The sequence below is a fragment of the uncultured Desulfovibrio sp. genome (assembly GCF_902477725.1).
Classification (GTDB): domain Bacteria; phylum Desulfobacterota; class Desulfovibrionia; order Desulfovibrionales; family Desulfovibrionaceae; genus Desulfovibrio.
This window is the reverse complement of the sequence record NZ_CABSIF010000007.1, coordinates 74,527-97,915: the sequence shown is the minus strand read 5'-3', so window position 1 is coordinate 97,915 and position 23,389 is coordinate 74,527. Positions and strand designations below refer to the sequence as shown.

Annotated in this window: 17 protein-coding genes; 7 read left to right on the top strand and 10 right to left on the bottom strand. The window is 60.2% G+C overall.

Going from position 1 to position 23,389, the window contains the following annotated elements:
• Positions 1-29 precede the first annotated feature (29 nt).
• From RDK48_RS08135 to RDK48_RS08090, 10 genes are all read right to left on the bottom strand, one after another.
• Positions 30-1,415, bottom strand: a complete 1,386-nt coding sequence (locus tag RDK48_RS08135; protein ID WP_022657748.1) for an FAD-binding oxidoreductase — start codon at positions 1,413-1,415, stop codon at positions 30-32.
• A gap of 598 nt (positions 1,416-2,013) precedes the next feature.
• On the bottom strand, positions 2,014-2,574 hold the full coding sequence (locus tag RDK48_RS08130) for a cytochrome b/b6 domain-containing protein (protein WP_298995460.1): 561 nt from the start codon (positions 2,572-2,574) through the stop codon (positions 2,014-2,016).
• A 110-nt stretch (positions 2,575-2,684) separates the two neighbouring features.
• Positions 2,685-3,899, bottom strand: coding sequence for a bifunctional 3,4-dihydroxy-2-butanone-4-phosphate synthase/GTP cyclohydrolase II (locus tag RDK48_RS08125; protein WP_298995457.1), 1,215 nt, complete (start codon positions 3,897-3,899; stop codon positions 2,685-2,687).
• 164 nt (positions 3,900-4,063) lie between these two features.
• Positions 4,064-4,855 carry a YkgJ family cysteine cluster protein gene (locus tag RDK48_RS08120; RefSeq protein WP_298995454.1) on the bottom strand — a complete coding sequence of 264 codons (792 nt, stop codon included), beginning with the start codon at positions 4,853-4,855 and terminating at the stop codon, positions 4,064-4,066.
• Between the two features lie 18 nt (positions 4,856-4,873).
• Positions 4,874-8,032 carry an efflux RND transporter permease subunit gene (locus tag RDK48_RS08115; protein ID WP_298995451.1) on the bottom strand — a complete coding sequence of 1,053 codons (3,159 nt, stop codon included), beginning with the start codon at positions 8,030-8,032 and terminating at the stop codon, positions 4,874-4,876.
• A gap of 156 nt (positions 8,033-8,188) precedes the next feature.
• Positions 8,189-8,935: a sulfite exporter TauE/SafE family protein gene (locus RDK48_RS08110; RefSeq protein ID WP_298995448.1), complete on the bottom strand. Its 747-nt coding sequence runs from the start codon at positions 8,933-8,935 to the stop codon at positions 8,189-8,191.
• A 7-nt stretch (positions 8,936-8,942) separates the two neighbouring features.
• Positions 8,943-10,013 carry a CobD/CbiB family cobalamin biosynthesis protein gene (locus tag RDK48_RS08105; RefSeq protein WP_298995445.1) on the bottom strand — a complete coding sequence of 357 codons (1,071 nt, stop codon included), beginning with the start codon at positions 10,011-10,013 and terminating at the stop codon, positions 8,943-8,945.
• Complete coding sequence (locus RDK48_RS08100; protein ID WP_022657741.1) at positions 10,010-10,483, bottom strand: tRNA (cytidine(34)-2'-O)-methyltransferase; 474 nt, start codon at positions 10,481-10,483, stop codon at positions 10,010-10,012. Before RDK48_RS08100 ends, RDK48_RS08105 begins: the two co-directional genes overlap by 4 nt.
• A gap of 75 nt (positions 10,484-10,558) precedes the next feature.
• A complete protein-coding gene (locus RDK48_RS08095; RefSeq protein WP_298995441.1) occupies positions 10,559-11,092 on the bottom strand; it encodes a GNAT family N-acetyltransferase in 534 nt (177 codons plus the stop codon).
• A gap of 274 nt (positions 11,093-11,366) precedes the next feature.
• Positions 11,367-13,190, bottom strand: a complete 1,824-nt coding sequence (locus RDK48_RS08090; RefSeq protein WP_298995440.1) for a hydantoinase/oxoprolinase family protein — start codon at positions 13,188-13,190, stop codon at positions 11,367-11,369.
• 287 nt (positions 13,191-13,477) lie between these two features.
• On the opposite strand from RDK48_RS08090, the gene RDK48_RS08085 reads away from it, so the two are divergent.
• From RDK48_RS08085 to RDK48_RS08055, 7 genes are all read left to right on the top strand, one after another.
• The gene (locus RDK48_RS08085; protein ID WP_298995438.1) at positions 13,478-14,398 is read left to right on the top strand and encodes a branched-chain amino acid transaminase; all 921 of its coding nucleotides are present in this window, start codon (positions 13,478-13,480) and stop codon (positions 14,396-14,398) included.
• A gap of 224 nt (positions 14,399-14,622) precedes the next feature.
• Positions 14,623-16,647, top strand: a complete 2,025-nt coding sequence (dnaX, locus tag RDK48_RS08080) for a DNA polymerase III subunit gamma/tau (protein WP_298995435.1) — start codon at positions 14,623-14,625, stop codon at positions 16,645-16,647.
• An 87-nt stretch (positions 16,648-16,734) separates the two neighbouring features.
• Positions 16,735-17,046, top strand: coding sequence for a YbaB/EbfC family nucleoid-associated protein (locus RDK48_RS08075; RefSeq protein ID WP_298995431.1), 312 nt, complete (start codon positions 16,735-16,737; stop codon positions 17,044-17,046).
• A 4-nt stretch (positions 17,047-17,050) separates the two neighbouring features.
• Positions 17,051-17,662 carry a recombination mediator RecR gene (gene recR, locus RDK48_RS08070; RefSeq protein WP_298995428.1) on the top strand — a complete coding sequence of 204 codons (612 nt, stop codon included), beginning with the start codon at positions 17,051-17,053 and terminating at the stop codon, positions 17,660-17,662.
• Between the two features lie 354 nt (positions 17,663-18,016).
• Complete coding sequence (locus RDK48_RS08065) at positions 18,017-19,609, top strand: methyl-accepting chemotaxis protein (protein WP_298995425.1); 1,593 nt, start codon at positions 18,017-18,019, stop codon at positions 19,607-19,609.
• 308 nt (positions 19,610-19,917) lie between these two features.
• On the top strand, positions 19,918-21,834 hold the full coding sequence (gene dnaK / locus RDK48_RS08060; protein WP_298995423.1) for a molecular chaperone DnaK: 1,917 nt from the start codon (positions 19,918-19,920) through the stop codon (positions 21,832-21,834).
• Between the two features lie 141 nt (positions 21,835-21,975).
• Complete coding sequence (locus RDK48_RS08055) at positions 21,976-23,370, top strand: hypothetical protein (protein WP_298995417.1); 1,395 nt, start codon at positions 21,976-21,978, stop codon at positions 23,368-23,370.
• The last annotated feature ends 19 nt before the right edge of the window (positions 23,371-23,389 follow it).

Below are 23,389 nucleotides of genomic sequence, written 5' to 3'. Positions count from 1 at the left end.
CCCGCCTCTGCAATGCCGGAGCGAACTGCCTAGATGCCCACCAGCTTGGTGGAGTTAAGCAGTCCCTTGGGGTCAAGAGCCCGGCGCAGCCGCTGCGAGAACAGAATGGTGCCGCGTGAGGTTTCCTTTTCCATCCACTTGGACTTGGCGGTGCCGATGCCGTGTTCGCCGGAGAGCGTACCCTTCAGCTTGATAGCCGTATCGAACATTTCGTCGATGGCTTCTTCCACGCGCTTGAATTCGTCGGCGTCGCGCTTGTCGCACAAGAATGTGGGGTGCAGGTTGCCATCGCCAGCGTGACCAAAGGTGCCCACTTCAAGGCGATACTTGGCTGCGATGTCGTTGACGGCCTTGACCATGGCAGGGATCTGCGAACGCGGCACGGTGGCGTCTTCAAGCACGGTGGTGGGACGGGCGCGGGCCAGCACGGGCAGGGCCATGCGGCGGGCTTCCCACAGCTTGAACTTTTCGGCGGCGTCCTTGGGCACGTGCACCGCGGTGGCGTGATTGGCCTTCAGCACCTTTTCAACGGCTTCGGCATCGTCAGCAACCTGGGCGGGGTGGCCGTCCACTTCGATGAGCAGGATGGCGCCCGCTTCGCGCGGCAGACCAGCCTTGGTGAAGTCGTCAACACGCACGATGGTGTTATTGTCGAGGAATTCGAGAGTACAGGGCACAACGTGGGCGGCAATGATGCCAGCCACGGCGTCGGCGGCGTCCTGCACGTCAGAGAACACTGCCATCAGGGCCTTGGAGGCCTTGGGCGGCGGCACGAGCTTGAGAATGGCTTCAGAAATAATGCCCAGCGTGCCTTCAGACTGCACCATCATGCCGGCGAGGTTGTAACCGGTAACGCACTTGACCGTGCGCGAACCGGATTTGACCACTTCGCCCGTGGCGTCGAAAAATTCGATGCCCATGAGGTAATCCTTGGTAACACCGTACTTGAGGCCGCGCAGGCCGCCAGCGTTTTCAGCAATGTTGCCCGCAAGGGTGGACACTGCCTGGGAACCCGGATCGGGGGGGTAGAAAAGATTTTTCTTGGCAACGGTAGCCGCAAATTCAGCAGTAATGACGCCCGGTTCCACCACAGCGTAGAGGTCGTCAGAATTGATTTCAATGATGCGGTTAAGGCCGGTGGTCAGAATAACCACAGTCTCGGACTTGTCCGGGATGGTGCCGCCGGAAAGGTTGGTTCCCGCGCCGCGCACGGTCATGGGGATACCGTTGTCATACAGTTTTTTCACACACTGGCCGAGCTGCTCCTTGGTAGTGGGGCGCACCACCAAAGAAGGCATGACTGGCGGCAGCACCGCAGAATCATACGAATAGCTCATGCGGTCGGCTTCGGAACTGAACACGTTTTCCTTGCCGATCATGTCTTCAAAATCCTTAATCAACGCCTGGCTTGCCATAAGGCCTCCTTAAAAGTCCGTCATGAACGTCTTTATGGTAAGGCACAGACCTCGCGCCCCTTGCGCGGGCCTGACAGATTTGGATTCCCATACGGTTGTTTGAACAGTCGGTCAACTTTTTTACGAGAATGAAGTCGTATAGCGTTGTTTGACAAGTTTGCAAAGGGCACGAGCCAAAAAACTTTGGTATCACAGTCTGACATTCTCGCAAAAAAGCTTGCCTACTGTCGTTGCACCCATGCCGGGGCAATGCGATCTGCATCATTGCAATTCAAATCGTTTTAAACAGTTAAGCCTTATACGCGGTATTGTGAAGACGCAGTGCGCACAAAGTTCCCTGCCGTCTGGCGGGAAGGAAAACATAAAAAAAATTCTGCGGCTGTCATGAAAAAAGATATTCCGTGTTCTCCCAACGGATCGCAAAACTCAACCAGAGAGGAGACGTGAAAAGGACGGCCCATTGCCAGGCAGACATGCCGGAATCAGGCGATTGTGAGGATGTGGCGGCGCAGCGCGCGCCGCCACAAAAAAATTACCGCTGCCAATAGCTGCCGTCAACGGCAGATACCAGCGGATATGCCCGAACGGACAGATTTTGCTAGCTTGCCTGAGGCTTTTTTGCCGCGGCCTGCTTCCAAAAGAAAAAATGCCCCAGCGCCATGCCACCATGCCCAACGGCATAGGCCATCAAAAGCCATACAAAGATGCTGTGCAGGCTTGCCGCAGTGTGCGACACATCACCCATCTGCCATGAGCGGAACCACCACAGACCAGTGAGCAGGGCCATGCTCAAGGCACCCATGCCAAGCCCCTGCACAACACAGGCAAGCCCCTTGGGGCGCGGCGTGATAATCAGCTTGCCGCTGCGTATGGCCGCAACGTCCCTGCCAAGCTGATCCATGTCACCCCACAGATAGGGAAAGTAGTGGCGCGGCCCCCGCATGCCAAGCCCACATGCCACAAGCCCAAATCCCAGCACGCACAACACAAGGCCCAGAATCATGTGGACAGTGCCAAGGCCAAAAAGTTGCGTCAGCACCTGCACCATTATCAGGCAGACCACCAGCGCGTGCAAAAAACGCAGCACCGGGGGCTGAAAAAATCCAAGAAACTTCCACAGCAAACCCAACTGGGTTTTCAGCATTTCACCCAAGCCCATAGCGTCGCTCCCTGTTTTGCAACTATTCAAGAACGGCGGCTCAACGGCGCGCCTGTGGCTTCAATCCCTGCAAAAAGACAAGCGCCGCCCCAAGGGGCGGCGCGACATATCTAATGGAGGCACGAGCATGAAAGCATGTGCGCCATCTTTTCCTTCTTGGTACGCAGATAGTTTTCATTCTCCGGGCAGGCTTCCATTTCAATGGATACCCGCTCCACGATCTCGATGCCGTAACCGGAAAGCCCCACAATCTTTTTGGGGTTATTGGTCAGCAGACGGATCTTGTGGATGCCCAGGTCAACCAGCATCTGCGCGCCAGTGCCGTAGTCGCGCAAATCCGGGGGGAAGCCCAGCTTGCGGTTGGCTTCGACCGTGTCGTAGCCTTCATCCTGCAAGGCGTAGGCCTTGATCTTGTTGGCGAGGCCGATGCCGCGCCCTTCCTGACGCATGTAGAGCAGCGCGCCGCGTCCTTCTTTTTCAATCTGGCGCAGGGCAGCGCCCAACTGGCCGCCGCAATCGCAACGCAGTGAACCCAGGGCATCGCCCGTGAGGCATTCGCTGTGGATGCGCGTCAGCACCGGCTCCGGCGTGGAAAGGTCGCCCTTCACAAGAGCCAGATGCGTGCCGGGTTCATTTTCGCTTTCATAGGCAATGACCGAGAATTCGCCAAAACGCGTGGGCAGGTGGGCCTGCGCCACGCGGCGCACGGAAACCTGACCCCGGTCAAGGCGGTAACGGATGAGATCCTTGACCGCGGCGATCTTGAGGCCATGCTCTTCGGCAAAAATTTCAAGGTCGGGCATACGTGCCATGGTGCCGTCGTCGCGCATGATTTCGCAGATGACAGACGCAGGCTTGAGCCCGGCCAGACGGGAAAGGTCAACGCCGCCTTCGGTCTGCCCGGCGCGCGAAAGCACGCCGCCAGCCTTGGCCCGCAGGGGGAAGATGTGGCCAGGGGTGACGATGTCGTCAGGCCGCACATTGTCTGCCACGGCAGCCAGAATGGTCGTGGCGCGGTCGGCGGCGGAAATGCCCGTGGTCACGCCCTCGCGGGCTTCAATGGAAATGGTGAAGTTGGTGCCAAAGCGCGAGCCGTTGCGCTGGGTCATCAGGGGCAATTGCAAGCGGTCAATGATTTCGGGAGCCATAGGCAGGCAGATGAGCCCCCTGCCGAACTTGGCCATAAAATTGATGGCTTCCGAAGTCACATGCTCGGCGGCCATGGTGAGGTCGCCTTCGTTTTCGCGGCCTTCGTCATCTACCAGAATAATCATTTTGCCCTGCCGGATGTCGGCAATGGCCTCTTCAATGCTGCACAATGGCATGTTGCTTCCTTCATTGCCCGCCGGGGGGCGTGATTTTTTTACTTTCATCAAAGGTTAGGTACGGAGGCCTGTTCTGTCAACCGCAGGCGGGGGCAAACGCCCAGCGCCTTTCTGCCCGCAAAAGGGGCAGGGCCGCCACGCAGAGGCAACTCGCCCGCGCGGGGCTAACCGCCCGAAACAGGCTTGAGGCCTACCTCTGCCAGCAGATCCTTGACCGACCTACCGAACAAAAAGGGTAACATGGCGCGGGGTACGCCTGCGCGCTCCACGCAAAGGTCGCGAAAAGCGGCGTCCAAGCGGGCGGCTTCGCCCAGTTCCGCCACGGCGGCTTCCCGTTCGCTGCCCTCCAGCGGGCCTTGCTCCGCACAACGCTCCACCGTCAGGCCTTGCGCCTGCTGCGGAAAAAATCCCAGCCTGTCGGCCAGTTCAAGCACCGCCCGCACAGAAACCTGCTCTTCATGCGCACTCACAAGGTCAGGCAGCAATGCCCTGCTGGCAGCACTCAGGGTGGAAAATCCGGGGATCCCGTTGGCCAGCGCGTTCAGAGCCGCATAGCGCCCAAGGTGCGAGGCCTTGGCAAGCAGCATTTCCAGCGGCCCGGTGTCCATGCAGAACAGGGCCGTGCATTGCGCAGGACGCTGTTCATAGATGCCGCAGCCCGCGCTTTCACGATAATAGCGGCAGCGCCAGGGGTGCACCCTGCCGCCGGGCCCGGCAATCTTGATACGTTCCCCTTCCAGTGGCCGCAATGCCTTGCGCGCGTCGTCCCGTGCCCACTCCCCGGCGCGCAGGCACACCAGAGCTTCAAGGGTCAAGGTGCCGGACACCAGCAATGCGGCGTCGCTCAGCATCAGGGTCGGCCCGCCCAGCAGGCAGCAGGTGCCGCAGCGCCTGCAAACAGGCGCCCCGCCGGAATCGGCGGGCATGGGTGAAAAAGAGGAATTCTGCATACTCATAGGTTCTCCAGGGCCGGATCAGTGCGAAGGAGGAAAGGCTTGCCCTTTCTCCGCATGCTCCTGCCGGTTCTGCTTGAAACGCCCGCCCCAGAGGCGTCCCAGCCTGCGGGAGAGTTTTTCCATATAGTAGTAGTACACTGGCGTGATGTAGAGCGTGACCAGTTGCGAAAAGCACAGCCCGCCCACCACAGCCAGACCAAGCGCGCGGCGGGCATCTGCCCCTGCGCCAATGCCCACGGCAATGGGCAGCGCGCCCATGAGCGCGGCCACGGTGGTCATCATGATAGGCCGAAAGCGCACATGACAGCCCTGGGTAATGGCCGCCAGCGGGTCAAGGGACGGATCCTTCTTCTGCGCTTCCAGTGCGAAATCGAGCATCATGATGGCGTTTTTCTTTACGATGCCAAGCAGCATGATGATGCCCACAAAACCATACAGATCAAGCTCCATGCCGAACAGCCACAGGGTCGCCAGCGCGCCAAAACCCGCCGATGGCAAGCCGGAAAGAATGGTGAACGGGTGGATGAAGCTCTCGTACAAAATGCCCAACACAAGATAAATGACCACAATGGCCAGCACAAGCAGCCAGCCCATACCTTTGAGCGAACTCTGGAAGGCCTGCGCAGTGCCCTGCGATTCTGCGGTCACCGTATCGGGCAGCAGCGGGCGCGCCGCCGCCTCCACCGCGCCCACACCCTGACTGAGCGAAATACCGGGGCGCAGGTTGTACGAGATGGTCACGGAGGGGAACTGCCCGTTGTGGTTAACCGCGATGGGGCCAACCCCGGTGGAAAACTGGGCCAGGGTATTCAGCGGTACAAGATCGCCGCCCTTGGAGCGCACATAGAGCCGCGAAAGGGCCGAGCGATCTTTCTGGAAGGGCTTTTGCAATTCCACAAAGACCGAATAGTCATCCGTAGGCGCATAAATTGTCGAAACCTCGCGCGAACCATAGGCCGACTGCAGGGCCAGTTCTATCTGCTGCGGGGTCACGCCTAGCGCTGCGGCGCGGTTGCGGTCAATGGTCACGCGCAGTTCAGGATTCTTGAGTTGCAGATCGCTGTTGACGTCCTGCAATTCCGGCAGCTTGCGCAGGGCATCCTCAATGCGCTGGGCGCTTTCAAAAAGCGAGCCCATATCCGGGCCAAACAGCGTGTACTGATACAGGGCTTTGGACGCACGGCCGCCAATGCTGATGGTGGGCGGCACACGCACAAATACGCGCATGGAAGGCGAGGTGTTGAGATCCTTGCGCAGCTTCTGGGCCACGGCCTCAATGCCGGGGCGTTTGTCGTGCTCCGCAAGCCGCATGAGCAGAATGCCGTTGTTCATGCTCTGGCTGCCGCCCACAATGCCCACAATGGAGTTGTAGGCCGCCACATGGGCGGAGGATTCTAGCATGGGATCAAGGCTGTGCTGCGCGCGCACCATGCCCTCAAAGGACACGCCCTGCTCCGCCTCGGTGCTGGCCTGCAACAGACCCATGTCTTCCGTGGGCAAAAAGCCCTTGGGAATAATCATGCCCAGCCATACTGTCAGGGCCAACAGGCCAAAAGAGGCCAACAGGGTAATGCGCCGATGGCGCAGCGCCACATCCAGCGAACGGGCGTACAGGTCGGCCAGCCTGTCAAAACATCGTTCGAGTGCGCCGTACAGCCCGCTCACGGCAGGCTTGTGCCCGGCCATGTTCCGCCCTTGGGCCTTCAAAAAATAGGCGCAGAGCATGGGCGTGAGCGTGAGCGAAACCACGCCGGAACTCAGGATCGCGGCAATGATGACCACCGCGAATTCGCGGAACAGCCGCCCCACAATGCCGCCCATGAACAGCACTGGAATGAACACCGCCGCCAGCGAGAGCGTCATGGAAACAATGGTGAAGCCGATCTCCGCCGAGCCGTCAAAGGCCGCCGTCTGCGGGTCTTTGCCCATTTCCTGATGCCGCACGATATTTTCAAGCATGACGATGGCATCGTCCACCACAAAACCCACGGCAAGGGTCAGGGCCATGAGCGAGAGGTTGTCCAGGCTGTAGCCCAGCACAGACATGACGGCAAAGGTCGAAATAACCGACATGGGCAGGGCAAGGCTGGGAATGATGGTGGCGGGCAGGTTACGCAAAAAGATAAAGATGACCAGCACCACCAGAAATACCGTAAGCACCAGAGTGAATTTTACGTCCGACACGGATTCGCGGATGGATTCGGAGCGGTCGTAAAAAACCTCCACCTTGGCGGAGGGCGGCAACTGCTTTTCCAGCGCGGGCAACAGGGCGCGGATGGAATCCACCACCTGCACGGTATTGGTGCCGGGCTGGCGCTCCACGGCCAGCATGATGCTGGGCGCGCCGCCGTTGCTCCAGGTGAGCTGCTTGTCCTGCTTGAAGCTGTCCACCACTTCGCCCAGATCGCGCAGACGCACGGGCGCGCCGTTGCGGTAGGCCACCACCGCGTCACTGAAAGCGCGGGCGTTCATAAGCTGGCCCGAAGATTTGATGGAATCAGCCCGGTGCGACCCTTCCAGCGAGCCTGTGGGCAGCATGCTGTTGGCTGCGGCAACAGCATCGGCCACTTCGTCAATGCCAAGGCCGCGTGTAGCCAGCTCGTCCGGATTCAGCTGCACGCGCACGGCGTACTGCTTCTGCCCGTAAATGACCACCTGGGCCACGCCGTCCACCATGGAAAGGCGCTGGCCGATGAGCGTGTCCGCGTATTCATTGAGCACATAGAGCGGCAAGGTGGCAGACGATACCCGCAATTGCAGGATGGGCAGATCGGCGGGGTTCACCTTGCGGAAGCTCGGCGGCACGGTCATGTTGGAGGGCAAACGGCGCTGGGCAAGGCCGATGGCCGACTGCACGTCCAGAGCCGCGGCATCGATATTGCGGTCAAGGGCAAACTGGATGGTGATGCGTGTGCGGCCTGTGGAATTGACCGATGAAATGGAATCGATGCCCGCAATGGTGAAGAATTCTTTTTCCAGCGGCGTAGCCACGGAGGAAGCCATGGTTTCCGGGTCGGCCCCGGCAAGCTCGGCCTGCACCTGAATGGTGGGAAAATCCACCGTGGGCAACTGGTTTACAGGCAGGTTGCGGTACCCCGACACGCCAAAAAAGAGCATGCCCAGCATTATCAGCACAGTGGCCACAGGGCGGCGGATAAAAAGCGCGGCGATATTCATGCGGCCCCCTCGGGGAATGCAATGGACGGCATACTTGCCTTGCGGCAAAGGGGCAGCCCGAATCAGGTCTGCCCGTGGAAAACAATCAACGTCTGAGCCACTCGCCTTGTGGCGGCCAAAGCCCGCCCAAGCCTGCTTTGGAAAAATCCATTCCGATCAATTCAAAAAATACTGCTCCAGTTCGCGCAGCAGCAAAAACAGGCCAAGTAAGCAGCATACGCCGCCAATGAGGGTGCGCAGCATGCCCGTGGGCGTGCGTTTTGCCAGAACCACGCCGCATGCAAAACCAGCGATTTCAAGAATGCATACTATCGGCAACAGGGCAAAATCCACATGCCCGTCAGCTATATTGCCCACGGTGCCAAACAGGGCTGTAACCACCTGATACGGCATGGCAAGGCCCACAGCCGTCATTGGGGCAACCCCGGCGGCTATCATCCAGGGGATGGTCAGCACCGGGCCGCCAGCGCCGGTCATGCCCGCCAGAAAGCCCGTACTCGCCCCGATGAAAAAAAATCCCGCCCTGCTCTGCCAAAAAATGCTGCCGCCAGCCTTGGGGGGCCGCAATACGCAAAAGCCCGCAAACAGGATGATGCCCGCAAGCAAAATCACCAGCGGCTTTGCGTTGATGCTGGCGTTGAGCACGGCCCCCGGCAGAGCCGCGAGGCCACCGATCATAAAGGGCGTGGCCCGCGACCAGTCCACATGGCCCAAACGGCGGTACATGACGGTTCCCACCAGCGCGATGGGCAAAAAGGATGCCAGCGCCGTCCCCATGGCCTCGTGCGGCTCAAGCCCGCTCAGCAGGATCAGCCCCGGAGGAACAAGGATACCGCCTACGCCCGTAAGCCCGACCAGAATACCCACCAGCAGGCATACAGCACCCAGCACTATTAACGACATATCTTCCTCAAAAATTAGGCAGACTGACCACCATGAAGCACAGCCAGAGCGTCAGTCCCCCACACAAGGCGCTATAGCGCAAGAGTTCGCAAAGCGCCAGCAAGCGCTTGCGATCCCAGGGCGCGGCCTCGCCCTGTTCCGGCCCGAGCCAGGGTTTTGGTGTCAGCGTGCCAAAGTACACGGACGGCCCGCCCATGCGCGCGCCGCACAGCCATGCGCAGACCGTCATGGACCAGCCGGAATTGGGGCTTGGCATGCCCACGGCCTGTCGGGTTACAACCCGGAAACCGGGCCAACGGCCTTGCCAATGGCGTACAGGCCGCATCTTGCCGGGCAAAAAACGTAGATGATGCTCACAGAAGGCCGCGCATCTGTCCGCAAGGCAGGCCGCGCAGGCCGACAAACGGGCAGGAACGTAGGCCAGCGCATCATCGCCGCGCGCCCCGGCCCAGCCCAGCCAGAGCCACTTTTCCGTCACGTAGCCCCACATGGAATCAGTAGTGCTCACGGCCTTGTAGCACCACATGGCCACAGGTCCGCCCACGAGCAGCCAGAAAAAAGGAGCCATAAAGGCGTCCGTAAGATTTTCAGAAAGCGTATCGGCCAGGGTTTTGCGCATGAGGGGGCGATCCATGCTGGAAGTGTCCCTGCTGACCAGCCACGAAAGCGCTTCTCGCGCTTGCGGCTCGTCATAGTGTTCCACCCGGCGCAGCACCTCCTGCCCGGTGCGCAGCAGGCTGCCCAGAGCAAGCCCGGCCCAGGCCAGATACAGGGCCAGCAGCGGCCCAACCACCGGCAAGGAAACCAGCCCCCACGCAACCGCGCCCGTCAGGCCCACAAGCACTGCCAGGGCAACTGCCCCGGCAAAGCGCCCGCGCTGGCGCTCGACATCCGGCCCGTTCTTGCGCATAAAGCGCCGCGCCGGAGCTTCCAGCCAGTTCAGCAGCTTGCCCACCGCGCAAACAGGATGCCGCCACGGCAGGTCAGGGTCGCCCAGCCAGAGATCAAAAATCAGGGCCAGAGGGGCAAGCCACCAGCATTCCCACACGGAATAGGGGAATAGCTGCGCCAGACTCACGCCCAATCCTCCATGAGGCCGGTGCGGGCCAGGGCCATGTACAGCACAATACCCGCTGAGGTGGAAAGGTTGAGGCTGCGCACACGGCCCTCCAGCATGGGAATGCGGATACGGTGGGGTGAAAGCGCCAGAATTTCCTGCGGCAGACCACGCGTTTCCGGCCCGAATACAAGGCAGTCCTCCGGCTCAAAGGCAAACTGGTGGGCCGGAGCGCTGACCTGCCCTTTCTTGGCCGAGGTCAGCACAAGACGCGCACCCTGCTGCCCTTGCGCCGCAAAGGCAGCCCAATCGGGCCATACGCGCAGCCGCACGTTGGGCCAGTAATCCAGCCCCGCGCGCTTGAGGTAGCGGTCTTCAAGCTTGAAGCCCAGAGGCTCAATGAGGTTCAGGGTGGTATCCGTAGCGGCGCACAACCGGGCGATATTGCCTGTATTGGGGGGAATTTCCGGCTCAAAAAGAACTATCTGCATGGTGTAGCTGACTGGTGGTAATAGGGTGAATGGCTCAGACTGGAGGTGCCAGCCATATTGCCGTGGTAAACAGATTTAGTTGCCCTCTCCCGCGAGGGGCAGGCGCATGCCCATGCGGTTGGTCAGGCCGCAGCGCTTTTCTTCTTCAAGAATATCCTTGAGAAACTGGGGCACGTCCGCATCATCTAGCGCCGTGAAGCCCAACCGGGCGTAAAATGGCGCGTTCCAGGGCACATGGGTAAACGTTGTCAGATAGAGGGCGGGTAGTTTGCGCTGCCGCAAGCGCCCTGCAACCAGCCCAATGAGCGCTGCTCCTATGCCTTTGCGCATGTGGTCGGGGAGCACGTCAATCTGGGCAAGCAGGGCGGCATGGTCAATCAACCGCACATAGGCATAGCCCACAGGATTGCCCGCTTGGTCAAGGGCCGCCCAGAGAAGACTGTTTTGAACAGCTTTATGCAGCTTGTCCACAGGCGTGAAATCGGAGCGGATGTGATCCGGTATGGAACCTGGAGGAAAAATCCCCGCAGCGGCCACTTCTATGGCCGCCAGCAGGGGCACAAGATCTGCCGTTGCCAGCTCTATGGTGTATCCCTGAGGAATTTTCATATCAATCGCCGCGCTTCTCGTGTCACTTTCGGTAAATAGGGGCTTCAATTCTTTGAAACTCACCCCAACAGGGCATGTCTGCACGGAGTGTCACTTGCTTTCCACCGAAATTTTGAATGTCTTCGTGAGCGGGTGCACCGTGCGATGGATTTTTTCTTTCGGCAAGGAAGCTTCGGTTTTCATGCAGGGAGTGTACAGCGCGGTACTCGACCGAAATGGAAACCGATGCTGACACAGCCGAAAGGAAAAAGACACGCACGGCGCACCCGCTCACCTAGCCTACCTTGGCGGAGAGGCCGGGAACTACTTGACACACAACCCGAATATCCTTGCTCCCAAAACCTGCGTCATCCAGCGTGGCAAATATGTCGGCCTCGGTCACTTCCACCCGCGCGCCGCTGATGCCAGCCGCCTCCAGCCTTTCGCGCAGCAGGGCGCTGGCCCGCTGGCGGGCTTCGCTCAGGCTGTAGCCCTTGCCGATGCGCTCGGTCAGCTCCAGCGCCGGGATTGTCAGAACGCAACGCCCGGTATCAGCGTAGAGTTCGAGCGCGTCTGTGGGCAGGGTCAGGGCCGCGCCCACGGCATTGGCAACATCGGCGTGTGGTGGTGTTTCCACGGGCATGTTCAGCGCTGTGGACATGCGCCGGGCAATGCAGGCCGCAGGGCCGCCCACCAGCCACACATGCTGCGGGCGCGCCTCGCGCACAGCCTTGAGGGCCGCCAGAGTATAAATGGGACGGGCATTGATGCCATCGGTCAGGGCACGAGCTGCGGCAGCCACCTGCGCAAGGGCATCGTCTGCGGCCATTTGGGCCAGAGATTCAGGAGACAGACTGCATTCTGCGGCCAGGGCGGCAATGCCCGCAATGGATGCTGCCACATCGCCCGCCACGGCATCCCCGCCATGGATGCCCTGCGCGTCAGCCGGGCCAGCGGCAGAATTCAATATGTTCAGAGCATCCAGCAGAGTGGGCCGTGAACCGCCAAAGGCCATGGCCGGGCCTTCACGCAAGGGGCCGACCTGAACCGGGCGCGCAGCGTCGGGCGCGGCATCCACCGTAAGCAGCGAATCGCCGCCCACACCGATGGAAACCGAAGCCAGAGCGCGCACAAGGGTGCGCCGCCCCTTGAGCAGCATGCCGTCCCTGTCCACCACCGGGGAGCCGTCCACAAAGAGCGCCATATCTGTTGTGGTGCCGCCCATATCGAGCAGCAGGGAGCAGCCCTGCCTCATGGCCTTGCTGCCGCCGCACAGGGCGAGCACGCCCATGACGCTGGCCGCAGGGCCGGAAAGTATGGACTGCACAGGCTCCCGGCGCGAAAGCGTCAGCGGCACCGCACCGCCGTCCGCCTTGAGCAGACGCACTGAGGCTGTAATGCCAGCTTCGGCAAGGGCCGCCTCCACGGCGTCCAGAAATTCATTGTGCAGGCGTTGCACGGCGGCGTTGAAATAGGCGGTTGCCATGCGCCGGGGAAAGTTGAGCCGCCCCGAAAGCCTGTGCCCCACAGTTATGGACATCTGCGGCGCAGCCGACCGCACGGCCTCGCTCATGGCCAGCTCGTGCGCAGCATTACGCGGCGAGAATTTGCCCACGCAGGCCACGGCGGCAACCCCCGCCGTCTCCCATTCCTTGACAGCGGCAGGCAGGAAGGCTGTACGCAGAGGGCTGACCTCCACGCCCCGGTGGTCCAGCCCGCCAGGGACAACGCAGACATGCGCGCCCATTGCAAAACGATGCGGGTCAAGCCCCGGCCCGGCGGAAAGTGCCAGACCCACAGGGTCTGCACGATCCTGCACCAAGGCGTTGACGGCCAAAGTCGCCCCAAGCGTCACGCGTGAAATAGCGCCAAAATCGCAGTCAGGAGCAGCCTTTGCCAGGGCGGCAAGCACCTCTCGCACAGACGCGGGCAGATTGTCGTGACGGGTGCGCGCCTTGGCGCTGGCCACCAGCCGGGCGGAGGGCAACGCTTCGGCGCCAAATCCATCTGCGCCCGTCCCGTCCGGAACCATTTCTTCTGCGGCGGCATCGCAGGCAAGCAGTACGGCATCGGTATGCGTACCCCCGGCGTCAATGCCCAGCACATATGTTTCGCTCATAATTCCGGCCTCATAATACTTGTTTGCTGGCCCTGAACATACGGCATCGCCATCCGCAGGGCCAGCCCTTATTATTGGGCAGTTTTCAGGCGGCCTTACCCGCCCTGCCGCACCGCGCATCCCCTTTGCCTGCTCCATGCGCCCGCAATTGTGGATATTCTTTCTCCCACTGGCGCAATTGCTTGCCATATTCGGTCATTTTCAGTAGATTTTTGCTCTTGCGGCAACCGCCGGGACTGCCCCGGCGCGCCCGCGTCTTATACAGCAGGCTACTGCGGAGGAAAGCCATGCAGAACGCAAAGTTTATCTGGTTTGACGGAAAAATGCTCCCTTCTGAACAAGCACAGGTTCATGTGCTGACCCACGCCTTGCATTACGGCAGCGCCGTATTTGAAGGCATTCGCGCATACGCCTGCGCCGACGGCACTTCTGCCGTATTCCGTCTGGAAGACCACTGCAAGCGCCTAATTAACTCCGCTAAGATTATGCGCCTGGAAGTACCCTTCACGGCTGAACAGCTCGTAGTCGCCTGTATTGAGACCCTCAAGGCCAACAAACTGCCCGAAGGTTACGTGCGCCCCCTTTCTTTTGTGGGCCACGGCGAAATGGGCGTCTACCCCGGCAACAACCCGGTGCAGACCATCGTCGCCGCCTGGGCGTGGGGCGCGTACCTTGGCGCAGAAGCTCTTGAAAAAGGCATCCGCGTCAAGACCAGCAGCTTTGCCCGCAGCCATGTGAATACCAGCATGTCCAAGGCCAAGGCCGCCGGCAACTACATCAACTCCATCCTTGCCAAGATGGAGGCCAAGGAAGACGGCTATGACGAAGCCGTGATGCTCGACACCAACGGCTATGTTTCCGAAGCCACGGGCGAGAACATCTTTATCGTACGCGACGGCGTGATCAAAACCACGCCTTGGACGTCCATTCTGGGCGGCCTCACGCGCGATTCCGTCATGAAGCTTGCCAGAGACCTCGGCTACACCGTGGAAGAACAGCAGTTCACCCGCGATGAATTCTACATAGCTGATGAAGCGTTCTTTACCGGCACCGCGGCAGAAATCACCCCCATCCGCGAGCTTGACCACCGCCAGATCGGCGTTGGACACGCTGGCCCGGTGACCAAGCATCTGCAAAAAGAATACTTTGCCATCGTCAAGGGCGAAAATCCCAAGTACGAAGGCTGGCTGCACCGCTTTACCATTTAGTGCAGACAAACGGCGGGCCGCAATGCCGCCGCTATAGAGATATGCATCCGGCAGTTCCGCCCTCGCGGGGCTGCCGGATGCCAAAGAGTAAATAAGTCCAACCCGCGTCGTAATCCGGCGCAGCGCGGACACAACAGGTAACAGCCTTTCCTGCGGGTTCGCGCGCAGCGCAATCCGGGACTGCCCGACAGCCCGTTGGTCATCTTTCAAAGGCAACGAGCGCCATGAAACATCTTTCCCTCGCCGCACGATACAGGCCGCAAAACTTCGCCCAGGTAGCAGGACAGGACATGGTCAAGGCCGTCCTTTCCCGCGCTGCGGCAGAAGACAGGCCCGCAGCCGCCTACCTTTTGAGCGGCACTCGCGGCGTGGGCAAAACTACGATTGCCCGCATTTTTGCCAAGGCGCTCAACTGCCAGCATGCACCAGGGCCGGAACCCTGCAACCAGTGCGAGCAGTGCCGCAAGATCACCCAGGGCGTGCACGTTGACGTGACCGAGATCGACGGCGCTTCCAACAACAGCGTGGAAGACGCCCGCTCCCTGCGCGAAACCATCGGCTACGCGCCCATGGAAGGCCGCTACAAGATCTTCATCATTGACGAAGCCCACATGCTTACCCGCAACGCATTCAACGCGTTGCTGAAAACGCTGGAAGAACCGCCGGAACGCGTGGTCTTTATTTTTGCCACAACCGAGGCGCACAAGTTCCCCATTACCATTGTGAGCCGCTGCCAGCATTTTGTGTTTCGCCACCTGAGCGAAGACGCGCTCTTTGCCCACCTCACTGCCGTGCTGCGCAAAGAAAACGCCGCCTTTGAAGAGGGGGCCGTGCGGCTTATTGCGCGCAGGGCTGCGGGCAGCGTGCGCGACAGCATGTCGCTGCTCGATCAGACCCTTGCCCTTGGCGGCGAGGAACTCACCGTTGCAGCCACCCGGCAGGTGCTCGGCCTCGCAGGGCAGGAACTGTTTGCGGAGCTGTTTACCGCCCTGCAAGGGCAGGATTGCGCCGCTGTGGCAAACCTGTGCGGCCAGATATTGCAGCAAGGTGTGGATATTGGCTTTTTCATGCGGGAGCTTGCAGGCAATCTGCGCAACCTTTTTTTGCTGCGCCAGAGCGGTCAGGCCATTGTGCCGAGCTTGCGCCTTCCTGCAGACGAAGCCGCCCTGTGGCAGGGCATTGCCCCGCAATTTTCTGCCGCGCATCTGCACGCGGCATGGCAGATGGCCCTTGACGCGCAGCGCGGCATAGTGCAAAGCCCGGAACCAGCAGCAGCGCTTGAACTGCTTTTGCTCAACCTTGCCCTGCTGCCGCAGTTGCTGCCCGTTGGGCAAGCCACGCCCGGCCCCGTTGGACAGGCTGGCGGAGCCGGACAGGGAACCCAGCAGGCTCATGCCGTGCCCCCCTCTGGGCAACGTGTGGAAAACAGAGCGGAAATGCCCGCCGGAAGCGCGCAGATGGCGCAATCCCGGCCCAGGGATGCCGCCACGGGCCAGCACGCCGCCAATGATGCGGACGATGCGGAAGCCGACGAGCCTGACGCGGCCCAGAATTTTGCAGCCCCTACGCACCGCCCCTGGCGGCCCGGTGCGCAAACAGGTGCAGTGCAACCAGACCAGAACAGACCTGCTTATGGCGGGCCTGACCAGGGTTGCTCAAGCCAGAGCAGCTCAAATCTGGGCAACTCAAGTCTGGGTAGTCCAGGCCAGAAGGCCCCCCGTCAGGAAGATTCTGGCCCTCGAAATTTAGGGCAAGAGGATTCTGGACAATATGGAACTGGCCCCAGTGATTCTGACCAGCCGGACTCCGGCGCAAGCCTCACAGGCGGGCAAGGCCTCAACCACAGCGGCGCGGGCACACCAGGCCAGGGCAAGCAGGAAGGTCAGGCAGCCTGCAACTGGGCGGCATTTTGTGATTTTTGCTCTTCATGGCAAGGCGCCGGGCGCGACATGCCGCGCCAGCATTTGCTGCGCAGCGTGAGCGCCACATGGGCTGACGGAATTTTACGCCTCTCCCCCAAGGCTGAAACCCAGTTGTTTCAGCTTGAGCGCGGACGCGAGGAGCTGACAGCAGCTCTGGCCGCCTACGGCGCAGGGCAGACGCAGCTGGAACTCGTGGCGCCCCGGCCCTATCGCCCTGAGGCGGAACTTATTGAAGAATTCAGCCAGAGGCCCGAGTTGCAGCCCTGCCTTGAAGTGCTGAACGCACGGGTCAAAGGGTGCCGCCCGGTGGATCAGGACAACCGCTGAGGCCGCTGACAACTGAAAAAACTTTCCGCGTCCGCCCGGCCCACGCCGCCGGAACCGGAAGCATGCAACAGACGCAAGGAGAAACACATGCGGAACATGAACGACATTCTGCGCCAGGCGCAGGTTATGCAGAGCAAGATCGCCAAGCTTCAGCAGGAACTGGGTGAGCACAGCTACGAAGCCAGCAGCGGCGGCGGCATGGTCAAGGCCGAAGTTTCCGGCAAGCAGGAACTGCGCAAGCTGGTCATTGATCCCAAAGCCCTTGAAGGCAATGATGTTGAAATGCTCCAGGATCTTATTCTGGCTGCCGTTAACGAAGCCGGTCGCATCGCCCGCGAAACCATGGAGCGCGAAATGAGCTCCATCTCCGGCGGCATCAAGCTGCCCGGCCTTTTCTAGAGCCATGCACGATCGGATTCCCGAACCGCTCAAGGCCCTGGTAGAGCAGCTTTCGCGTCTGCCGGGCCTTGGCCCCAAATCCGCCATGCGGGCTGCCATGGCCCTGCTCAAATGGCCGGAAGCCGAAACACGGCGTCTTGGGCGCGGCATCCACGACCTGCGCGACAATCTGCACCTCTGCTCGCGCTGCGGCGGGCTTTCTTCCACTGACCCCTGCGCCGTCTGTTCCGATACGGAGCGCGCCCGCGACACGCTTTGCCTTGTCACGGAATGGGACAGCATGCTCACACTGGACGAAGGCGGCTTTTATCACGGCCAGTATTTGATACTGGGCGGCCTGCTCGCCCCTCTTGAGCGCATGGATTCCGACAGCCTCGACATGGACAGACTGGTGAAGCGTCTGGGCGAGGGCGAGGTGCAGGAGCTTATTCTAGCCCTGGGCGCAACGCTTGAGGCAGAGAATACAGCTTCCTTCATTCGGCAGATGGTGCGCAGGCAGTTCCCCGCCGTGCGCGTTTCGCGTCTTGCGCAGGGGATTCCCCTTGGGGCCGAAGTAAAATTCATGGACAAAGAAACCCTGCGACAATCCCTGCAATTCCGGCAGGATCTCTCCTGACATCCCGCATATCCAACTCAGCGACTCGTCTTTTTTTTCACTCCGGTATAAATTTTTCGATGATTCTGCCGTAAGAAGGGCAACACGGAGATTGTCTGCGTTGCCCTGCAATGCGTTTGTGATTTGTGCACATTTGCGCAATCTCCTTGTTTTTCTGCCTCCCAGCATATAGTATTGATTACATAATATATGCTACGTGTTTTGCCAAAGACACATGCATCGTAAAAACTTTCAGGAATCTCAATGGGATGGTTTCTGTTTGCGCGTTGCATTTCTTTGCACTGGCCAACTGACAGCGCCCGGGCCAAATGGTGTTTGCCAGCAAATCAAAGGCGCAGGATGAGGTTCCATTCCATGAACATGACTTTGGCTTATCGTATCATTTTTGTTTTTGTTGCGGGTCTCGTGCTGGCCTGTATGGCCATGCTCATCGGGTTTACCATGGTTCTGGGAGATGCCCTGTCCGGCGCTGCCGCCCTGAAAGCCCTGCTGATTGGCGGCGGCTTTACACTTCTGCTAGCCGTTGCTGGCTCTTTTTTTATATGCAACAGACTCTGTCCCATCCGTAAAATTGTGCTCTACGCCAAGGCTATTGCCGCTGGCGATGAAAAAGCAAAGCTGGAAATAGACCGCTCCGACTGCCTGGGCCACATGGCCACTGCCCTGCAGGAAATGGTTGCCAAGCTCGAAGGCCAGGCCCACTGGTACGAGAGCATACTCAATACCCTGCCCCTCTCCATTTCGGTGACAGACAACGAAATGGTCTGGACCTTCTGCAACAAGATCGCGCTTGAGAGCATGAATAAGTCCTGTCAGGGGGATGTGGTGGGCAAGCACTGCTCGGAAAAGCAGGGCAACATCTGCAACACGCCGCAGTGCGGCATTGAGCAACTACGCCTGGGCAACAAGCAGGTCATCAATGAGATGCCCAATGGCAAAACCATGCAGATCATGCTCGACTTTTTGCAGGATCGGCGCGGCAACGTGGTGGGCCATGTAGAAATTGGCGAGGACATCACCGAACGCATTGCCCTTGAAAAGAAAGCTGATCAAGCCGCGCACAAGGCCCGCATGGAGACTGTGAACCAGCTTGAGGGCGTTGTGGAAACATTGCAGCATGCCGCCAATACTCTCGACAAATCACTCAACGATGTACGCGACAAGTCCGGCACGGTGGCTGACCGCATGGCCGAAACCGCCACAGCCATGGACGAAATGAACTCCACCGTACTTGAAGTGGCCCACAATGCAGATGGCGCTGCCGATGCGGCCAATTCCGTGCAGGGACACGCTCAGGAAGGCGCGGACATTGTGCTGCGCACCATCAAGAATATGCAGGAAGTTCAGGGCAAGGCCTCTGGCCTCAAGGGCGAAATGAGCACACTGGACAAACAGGCAAGGGATATTGGCGCAGTGCTGACGCTCATCCGCGACATTGCCGACCAGACCAACCTGCTTGCCCTTAACGCCGCCATTGAGGCCGCCCGCGCTGGCGATGCCGGTCGCGGTTTTGCCGTGGTGGCGGACGAAGTGCGCAAACTGGCCGAAAAGACCATGAGCGCCACCAGCGAGGTGGAAAAAGCCATTGCCGCCATTCAGGAAGGTACCAGCAAAAGCGCCACCACAGTGGATCACACTGTCAATTCCATTGAAGAAGTGAGTCATATGGCGCAGGAATCGGGGCACTCGCTTGACCTTATCTCAAATCTCGCAGGCGATTCCAGCAGCCGGGTTTCCGCCATTGCCGCGGCAGCCACCCAACAGTCGGCAGCCTCAGAAGAAATCAACCGCAATATTGCCGAGGTCAACACGCTGAGCGCCCGCATTGCCGAGGCCACCAATGCCGCCGCCGGTCAGGTGCGTGATCTTGCCGCTCAGGTCAATATTGTAACGGACATCCTTGACGACATCCGCAAGGACGACAAAAAACACGCTGCCAAGGCGTAATCCATAAAATTACCGGGCACCAGAGCCTGACATAATTCAGCCGCCGGAAAACACTTCCGGCGGCTTTTTTTACGCTGCTCACGGGGAAAAAATGTCAGGGTTACGCTCGCAACCCACCACTTGCGCAAGTTTTTTGATTTTTTTTGCCCAACCGCTCTGGACGATAACGGAGAAGGACTTACATATTGTTCGCGCCCAACCAATGGCGCTGATTTTCCCGCGCTCGCCGCCGTTTGCGCACTCCCTGAGGCCCCTCGGAGGTGGTAGCGCGAAGCGTACAGAGAAGTTTTCCTGAGGAGGATTCAGATATGTCCAAGATCATAGGCATCGACCTGGGTACCACTAACTCCTGCGTCTACGTAATGGAGGGCAAGGACCCCAAGTGCATCACTAATCCCGAAGGTGGCCGTACCACTCCTTCCGTGGTCGCCTTTACAGATAAAGAACGTCTGGTGGGCGATATTGCCAAGCGCCAGGCTGTTACCAACCCCAAGCGCACGGTTTTCGCCATCAAGCGCCTCATGGGCCGTAAATTTGAAAGCCCCGAAGTTGGCCGCTGGAAAGAGCATTCGCCCTACGCCATCGTCAAGGCTGCAAATGACGACGCTGGCGTGGAAGTTGATGGTCGCACCTACAGCGCGCCTGAAGTTTCGGCCATGATTCTGGCCAAGCTGAAGGCAGATGCGGAAGCCTACCTCGGCGAAACCGTTACCGAAGCTGTCATCACCGTGCCCGCCTACTTTAACGATGCCCAGCGCCAGGCCACCAAGGACGCGGGCCGCATCGCCGGTCTTGACGTCAAGCGTATCATCAACGAGCCCACTGCGGCCTCGCTGGCGTATGGCGCGGACAAAAAAGCCAACGAAAAGATCGCTGTGTTCGACCTCGGCGGCGGCACCTTTGATATTTCCATTCTCGAAGTTGGCGACAACGTCGTGGAAGTGCGCGCCACCAATGGTGACACCTTCCTTGGCGGCGAAGACTTTGACCAGCGCGTCATCAACTTCCTGGTGGAAGAATTCAAGCGTGAAAACGGCATTGACCTTTCCAAGGACAGCATGGCCCTCCAGCGCCTGAAAGAAGCCGCTGAAAAGGCGAAGAAAGACCTTTCCACCTCCATGGAGGCCGAGGTCAACCTGCCCTTTATCACTGCCGACCAAAACGGCCCCAAGCATATGCTCGTCAAGATTGGCCGCGCCAAGCTTGAATCGCTGGTCAGCGACCTTGTTGACCGCACCATTGAGCCCTGCAAAAAGGCTCTGGCCGACGCTGGCATGAATGCCTCGCAGATTGACGAAGTCATTCTTGTGGGTGGCATGACCCGTATGCCTCTGGTGCAGACGGTTGTGGGCAAGTTCTTTGGCAAGGAGCCCAACCGCTCCGTGAACCCGGACGAAGTTGTGGCCATGGGCGCTGCCATTCAGGGTGGCATCCTCACCGGCGACGTCAAGGACGTGCTGCTGCTCGACGTGACCCCGCTCTCCCTTGGTATTGAAACCATGGGCGGCGTGTTCACCAAGCTGATCGACCGCAACACCACCATCCCCACGCGCAAAAGCCAGGTGTTCACCACTGCGTCCGACAACCAGCCCTCTGTGTCCATCCACGTGCTTCAGGGCGAGCGCCCCATGGCGCCCGACAACATGACCCTGGCCCGTTTTGACCTGGCTGGCATTCCCCCGGCGCCCCGTGGCGTGCCGCAGGTTGAGGTGTCTTTTGACATTGACGCCAACGGCATCGTGAACGTGTCTGCCAAGGACATGGGCACCGGCAAGGAACAGTCCATCAAGATCACGGCTTCTTCCGGCCTGTCGGAAGACGACATCCAGCGCCTGGTGCGCGAGGCTGAAACCCACGCCACTGACGACAAGAAGAAGCAGGAACTGATTGAAGCGCGCAACCACGCCGACAGCCTGATCTACGGCACGGAGAAATCCCTGACCGATCTGGGCGACAAGGCCGACGCCGCGCTCAAGAGCGACATTGACGGCAAAATCGCCGCTCTGCGCAAGCTCATGGAAGGCGAAGACGCCGCAGCTATCAAGGCTGCCACCGATGACCTCGCCAAGACCTCGCACAAGCTTGCCGAGCAGCTCTATCAGCAGCAGGCCCAGCAGACTGGCGGCCAGCCCGGCGCAGAAGCCGGAGCCGCGGGCGCAGGCCAGCAGCATGGCAATGCCGGCGATGATGTTGTGGACGCAGACTACACTGAAGTGAAGAAATAAGGGCAAGGGCAGCTCGGCGGCACACGCCCCGAACTTGCAACCACGCCTACCCTGTACTAAAAAGGTCTGGTTCCCTGAACCAGACCTTTTTTTGCGGCCCGCGCACGGCGGGCCTGCCGGTACTACAACCAGGATACCGTCATGAATTTTTGCCGCTCTTTCGCCGCGCTGGCTCGCAACGTTTCGCTGCTGGCGCTTCTTGGCTGTCTTGCCGCGTGTCAGATGCCCTTTGGCCTTGGTCAAAGAGCGCCCGAACCCAAACCCCAACCGGTTGCCTCCGCGCCCGCCTCCGGCCCCTGCGTGGTGCTGGCCCTGCCGTCTTCCGGCACGTATGCTCCCATTGCGAGCAAGGTGCGCCACGGCGCGCAGATGGCCCAGACCGAGCTTGCCGCCAACGGCGTCAAGATGCGCATTGAAACGGTCAACACAGAAGCAGCCGACTGGTTGCAGCGTCTGGACGCGCTGCCCCCGGCCTGCGCTGTTGTGGGCGGCCCCCTGCAGGCGCGCAACTACGCTCAGGCCCGCGAGCACGGTCAGCTCGAAAAAAGAGCCTTCTTCACCTTTGTGCCTTCGCTTGAACAGGGTGACGAAGGTGCGCGCGCCTGGCGCTTTTTCCCCAGCCCGCAAGACCAGATCGACACGCTCATCAACTTTGCCAGCACCGGCCTGAACATCCGCACTTACGGGGCTTTTTATCCTACCGATGCCTACGGTGTGCGTATGACCGGCCTCATGGAGCAGAGCCTTGCCAGCCACAACATGCTGTTGCAAAAGGCCTCGTATAACCCCGCCGACTCCACCTCGTGGAGCAATGCCGTGGCTCCGCTCATCAACGCCCAGACGCCGCAGGGCAGCAAAACCCCTGTGCCGCAGACCTCCTTTGAAGCCCTGTTGCTGCCTGACTCTTGGAAAAGCATGGAAATGCTAACCACAAGCCTGCTCTATAACGGCGAGGATCGGCTGGTGCTCCTGGGAACCACGCTTTGGGAGCAGAGCCTCTCCGGCAAAACGATTGCCAATGCCGACAAATTCGCTCTGGCGGTCTTTCCCGGCGCATGGAACCAGCCGCAGGCCCCCCGCGCCCTTCAGGCACCCGGCACGGACTTCTGGAACGCCCTGGGCTACGACTTCGTGCGCTTTGCCGTGTCCATGGGGCTTGATTCGCGCCTGACAACACCGCAGATTACGGCCCGCGCGCAGCGCGCCTCCAAGATGATCTGGGGCATGGCCCCCATTACGTGGGACAACGCGGGCGTTGCCCATCAGAAGCTCTTCTTGTTCGGCGTTTCGCCCACGGGTATGACGCCCGTGGATGTGGAAACCTTCCAGCAAACTCGCGCTCGCGTATTGCAGCAGGCTGCTCTGCGCATGCAGGGTCTGCCCCCCGTGGACGCCACCGGCGCACCCCTTGCGGCCCCTGCCGCAGGTGCGGAAGCCGCCCCGGCGGTGCAGACGGGGCAGACGCCGCCGTCTGCGCCCATCATGAGCAACACGCCGCGCCCCTCGTATAAACTCAGCCTGCCCGCTGCGCGCTGATCGCGCCCGCAGGCATGCC

What these genes read in the sequence shown, in the direction of transcription:
- RDK48_RS08130 (WP_298995460.1), bottom strand. Translation starts at nt 2,574, where the DNA reads ATGGGCTTGGGTGAAATGCTGAAAACCCAGTTGGGTTTGCTGTGGAAG.
- RDK48_RS08100 (WP_022657741.1), bottom strand. Translation starts at nt 10,483, where the DNA reads ATGCAGATAGTTCTTTTTGAGCCGGAAATTCCCCCCAATACAGGCAAT.
- dnaK (WP_298995423.1), top strand. Translation starts at nt 19,918, where the DNA reads ATGTCCAAGATCATAGGCATCGACCTGGGTACCACTAACTCCTGCGTC.
- RDK48_RS08090 (WP_298995440.1), bottom strand. Translation starts at nt 13,190, where the DNA reads ATGAGCGAAACATATGTGCTGGGCATTGACGCCGGGGGTACGCATACC.
- RDK48_RS08135 (WP_022657748.1), bottom strand. Translation starts at nt 1,415, where the DNA reads ATGGCAAGCCAGGCGTTGATTAAGGATTTTGAAGACATGATCGGCAAG.
- RDK48_RS08115 (WP_298995451.1), bottom strand. Translation starts at nt 8,032, where the DNA reads ATGAATATCGCCGCGCTTTTTATCCGCCGCCCTGTGGCCACTGTGCTG.
- RDK48_RS08125 (WP_298995457.1), bottom strand. Translation starts at nt 3,899, where the DNA reads ATGCCATTGTGCAGCATTGAAGAGGCCATTGCCGACATCCGGCAGGGC.
- dnaX (WP_298995435.1), top strand. Translation starts at nt 14,623, where the DNA reads ATGAAACATCTTTCCCTCGCCGCACGATACAGGCCGCAAAACTTCGCC.
- RDK48_RS08085 (WP_298995438.1), top strand. Translation starts at nt 13,478, where the DNA reads ATGCAGAACGCAAAGTTTATCTGGTTTGACGGAAAAATGCTCCCTTCT.
- RDK48_RS08055 (WP_298995417.1), top strand. Translation starts at nt 21,976, where the DNA reads ATGAATTTTTGCCGCTCTTTCGCCGCGCTGGCTCGCAACGTTTCGCTG.
- RDK48_RS08065 (WP_298995425.1), top strand. Translation starts at nt 18,017, where the DNA reads ATGAACATGACTTTGGCTTATCGTATCATTTTTGTTTTTGTTGCGGGT.
- recR (WP_298995428.1), top strand. Translation starts at nt 17,051, where the DNA reads ATGCACGATCGGATTCCCGAACCGCTCAAGGCCCTGGTAGAGCAGCTT.
- RDK48_RS08120 (WP_298995454.1), bottom strand. Translation starts at nt 4,855, where the DNA reads ATGAGTATGCAGAATTCCTCTTTTTCACCCATGCCCGCCGATTCCGGC.
- RDK48_RS08110 (WP_298995448.1), bottom strand. Translation starts at nt 8,935, where the DNA reads ATGTCGTTAATAGTGCTGGGTGCTGTATGCCTGCTGGTGGGTATTCTG.
- RDK48_RS08095 (WP_298995441.1), bottom strand. Translation starts at nt 11,092, where the DNA reads ATGAAAATTCCTCAGGGATACACCATAGAGCTGGCAACGGCAGATCTT.
- RDK48_RS08075 (WP_298995431.1), top strand. Translation starts at nt 16,735, where the DNA reads ATGCGGAACATGAACGACATTCTGCGCCAGGCGCAGGTTATGCAGAGC.